Here is a 4,052-nt window from a genome sequence, read left to right on the forward strand (position 1 = left end):
GCCCGCAGCCTGCTGGCCGGGCTGGGTCTGGCCGGGCGGCGTCTGGCCGGGCTGGGTCGGGCGGGGCGGCGGGGCGGCACGCGGGGGTGCCGGACGGGGCGGATCGGCAAAGCCCGGCGGCAGCAGCGATTCCGGCGTCTGCTGGCCGGTCGCGGGCAGCGCGGCGACGATGCAGGCGGCCCCGGCGGCAAGCACGGCCAGAGTTCGGACGGTGCGGGCCATTCAGCGCCCCCCGCCGGCATTTCCGCGCGCCGGGCCGCGCGCCGGGCCGGGAACCCCGTCGCCCACCTCGCCAGACGCATGACGGGAAACGGAAAAGCGATCAGGTGCGGCCCGCCGGAACATGACCCAAGGCGCTAGCAGAGCCGGCCCGGCCGGGCAACGCCGCGCCGGACGGGCGGCCCTGCCCCCTTTTGTCTCGGCCCCTTTTGTTTCGGGCCGCCCTTCCTATCTGGGCGCGGGCAAAGGAGCTTCATGCCATGACACGGATTCTGATCGTCGCCACCTCCCACGCCGCGATGGGCGATACCGGCAAGCCCACCGGCCTGTGGTTCGAGGAGCTGGCGACCCCCTATTGGGCGTTCATCGATGCGGGCGCGGAGGTGACGCTGGCGTCGATTGCCGGCGGCGCGGTGCCGATCGACGCCAACTCGCTGGCCGGCGAGATCGCGCCCAGCGTCGCGCGCTTCCAGGCCGATGCCGGGGCGATGGCCCGGCTCAACGCCTCGGTCGCCATCGCCGATATCGACCCGGCCGAGTTTGACGGCGTGTTCCTGCCCGGCGGGCATGGCACGATGTGGGATCTGCCCGACAGCGCCGCGCTGATCGGCGTGATCGAGACGATGTGGGCCGACGGCAAGGCGGTCGCCGCCGTCTGTCACGGCCCGGCCGGACTGGTGAATGTGAAGGATGCGGCCGGCCAGCCGATCGTCGCCGGGCGGCAGTTCAGCTGCTTCACCAACAGCGAGGAACGCGCGGTCGGCCTGTATGACGCGGTGCCGTTTCTGCTCGAAGACCGGTTGCAGCAGCTGGGCGGGCGGTTCAGCGGCGCGCCCGATTTCGCCCCCCATGCGGTGCGCGACGGCCAGCTGGTGACCGGGCAGAACCCGGCTTCGTCCGAAGAGGTCGCGCGGCTGACGCTGGTGGCGGCGCGGGAGCGCATCGCCGCCTGAGCGGCACCGCTGCCCCCAAAAACACCGGAAAAGGGGGTCGGGCCGATGCCCGGCCCCCTCTTTTTTCCGGTCAGGCCGCGACGGCGAACGCTTCGGGCGCGAGCGCCATCACCGTGTCCGCGCCGCCTTCCAGCTCGCCGCGCAGGCCATGGACGCGCGGCAGGATGCGGTCGACGAAGAAGCGCGCGGTGACCAGCTTGGTTTCCAGAAACGCCCGGTCGCCCTCACCGGCATCGAGCAGCCGGCGCGCCGCGCCCGCCATGCGCAGCCACAGCATGCCCAACGTCACCAGCCCCATCAGATGCATATAGGGCACGGCCGCCGCCCCGGCATTGTTGGGATTGGCAAAACCGTTCTGCATCAGCCACATGGTCGACGCCTTGAGCACATCGAGCGCGGCGGCAAGCTTGTCCGCCTCGGCCGTGAGCTGGCCAGCACGCGCGGCGGCGATTTCCTGTTCGACCAGCGCGAAAAACGCCTGGATCGCGGCCCCGCCCTTGGCCGGCAGCTTGCGGCCGACAAGGTCCATCGCCTGCACGCCATTGGTGCCTTCATAGATCATGGCGATCCGGGCATCGCGCACATACTGCTCCATGCCCCATTCCTCGATATAGCCATGGCCGCCATAGACCTGCTGGGCATCGGTTGCGATCCGATAGCCCATGTCGGTGCCAAAGCCCTTGATGACCGGGGTCAGCAGGCTGATCAGCGTATCGGCCTCGGCGCGTTCCTCCTCGGTCTGCGCCTTGTGGCTGAGATCGACGAGCAGCGCCCCCCACAGGCACAGCGCGCGCAGCCCTTCGTTGAACGCCTTGGCCTCCATCAGCATCCGGCGCACATCGGGGTGGACGAACAGCGTGTCGGCCTTGGCCTCCGGCTCGGCCGGGCCGGTGAGCGCACGGCCCTGCCGCCGGTCGCCGGCATAGGCGACGGCATTCTGATAGGCGACCTCGCCAATGCCCAGCCCCTGCAGGCCGACGCCCAGCCGCGCGGCGTTCATCATGATGAACATCGCCGCCAGCCCCTTGTTTTCCTCGCCGACCAGATAGCCGGTCGCGCCGTCATAGTTCATGACGCAGGTGGCGTTGCCGTGAATGCCCATCTTGTGTTCGATCGAGCCGCAGCTGACCGCGTTGCGCGCGCCCAGCGACCCGTCGGGATTGACGATCACCTTGGGGACGATGAACAGGCTGATGCCCTTCACATTGTCGGGCGCGCCCGTGACCTTGGCCAGCACCAGATGGATGATGTTGTCGGTCAGGTCATGCTCGCCGGCCGAAATGAAGATCTTGGTGCCGGTGATCTTGTAGCTGCCATCGGCCTGCGGCTCGGCCTTGGTCTTGATGAGGCCGAGATCGGTGCCGCACTGCGGCTCGGTCAGGTTCATCGTGCCGCCCCATTCGCCCGAAATCATCTTCGGGCAATAAAGCGCCTTCTGCTCCTCCGACCCCTTGGCGAGGATCGCCGCGGTCGCGCCCGCCGTCAGCCCCGGATACATCTGGAACGCCATGTTGGCCGAGGCGAGATATTCCTCGAACGCCGTCATCACGACATGGGGCAGCCCCTGCCCGCCATATTCGGTCGGCCCCGACAGCGTCGGCCAGCCGGCCTCGACAAACTGGGCATAGGCCTGTTTGAACCCGGTCGGCGTGGTCACGCTGCCATCGGCGTGGCGGGTGCAGCCTTCGCGGTCGCCGATCTGGTTGAGCGGGAACAGCACCTCGGCGACGAACCGGCCGCCTTCGTTGAGCACCGCATCGACGGTGTCGGGCGTCGCGCCTTCGAAACCCGGCAGATTGGCGTAGCGATCAAGCCCGATCACATGGTCGAGCACGAAGCGCGTGTCGCGCACCGGGGCGGTGTAGGTCGGCATGGTCACTCTCTCCTGTCCTTGCGGCCGGATCGGGGAGCGGTGGCCGGGGGCCATTGCCAGCCGCCACAGGCGTTCCCGCCCGATCCGTCCGGATCACGTCCATCATAGGTTACGAAACGATCGCGGGCGAGGGGCGGACGCATTGGTGAGCGGCCCCGGCGCGGCGCGGTCAGCCGGTGCTGGCGCGGTCGACCTCCTCGACCCGCTGGACGAAGCGGGCCAGCTCGTCGATCTGCGCGTCGATGTCGAGCCGTTGTCGTTTGAGCAGTTCGATCCGCTCATTGCATTTCTCGATGGTCACGCGGCGCTGCATATGACGGCCGTCGCCCAGATCGTAGAGATCGATCATCTCGCGGATCTCGGCCAGGCTGAAGCCGGTGCGCTTGGCGCGCAGGATCCACGCCAGCCGCGCCCGATCGCGCTTGGTATAGATGCGCGTGGTGCCGCGCCTGATCGGGGAGATCAGCCCCTCTTCCTCGTAGAAGCGCAGCGCGCGCGGGGTGACGTCGAACTCTTCCGACAGATCGGTGATGCTGTAGTTCAGCCGGTTCTGGCTGTCAGGCGTGTCGACGGTCGCGGGATGCGGCTGGGTCGCGCCCTGCGCTGCACCTTGAGCGATGTCCTGAGCGGCGGTTGCGGAGTGGCTGGCCATGTGCGCTATCAAACCAGCATTTACGTAAACGTCAAGAGGCAGCGCCGCGCGGCGGGCCGGGAGGTGCGCATAAACCGGCTCTTTACGCCCTTGCGCTAGACCGGACGGCCGTGGCGGGGCGGCATCCCGCCGATGAGGACCGGACGCACATGACGAACCAGGCGATCGAGACGGCTCTGAGCGGCGGGATCGCGGACATGCTGGTCTCGCTGGTCGAGGCCGATGGCACCGGCGGGCACCCCTATGCCCAGTCGCCGCAGCTGCGCGACGGGCGCGAGGCGACGCGCAACCTGGCCGATGCTGCCCATTATCTGTGCGTGCTGCACGGCCGCGCGCCCGGCGTGATCGATCACGC

General features: G+C 68.8%; 4 protein-coding genes and 1 pseudogene. 2 read left to right on the forward strand and 3 right to left on the reverse strand.

From position 1 onward, the window contains the following. Window positions 1-222 (reverse strand): annotated as a pseudogene (locus OPU66_RS14760) (hypothetical protein); the annotation flags it as partial. 257 nt (window positions 223-479) lie between these two features. Between OPU66_RS14760 and OPU66_RS14765 the strand changes: the two are divergent. Then, window positions 480-1,172 (forward strand): type 1 glutamine amidotransferase domain-containing protein, encoded by a 693-nt coding sequence (locus OPU66_RS14765; protein WP_498554412.1) that lies wholly within the window; start codon window positions 480-482, stop codon window positions 1,170-1,172. A gap of 70 nt (window positions 1,173-1,242) precedes the next feature. On the opposite strand, the gene OPU66_RS14770 is transcribed toward OPU66_RS14765, so the two are convergent. After that, window positions 1,243-3,045, reverse strand: a complete 1,803-nt coding sequence (locus tag OPU66_RS14770; RefSeq protein ID WP_498554415.1) for an acyl-CoA dehydrogenase C-terminal domain-containing protein — start codon at window positions 3,043-3,045, stop codon at window positions 1,243-1,245. A gap of 169 nt (window positions 3,046-3,214) precedes the next feature. Further along, entirely contained in the window at window positions 3,215-3,697 is a 483-nt protein-coding gene (locus OPU66_RS14775) for a MerR family transcriptional regulator (RefSeq protein ID WP_498554413.1), read from the reverse strand. 149 nt (window positions 3,698-3,846) lie between these two features. On the opposite strand from OPU66_RS14775, the gene OPU66_RS14780 reads away from it, so the two are divergent. Then, window positions 3,847-4,052 (forward strand): DUF6975 family protein (locus tag OPU66_RS14780; RefSeq protein ID WP_498554414.1); only part of this gene is annotated, 206 nt, incomplete at its 3' end.

The sequence above is a fragment of the Sphingomonas sp. URJC2 genome (assembly GCF_059803575.1).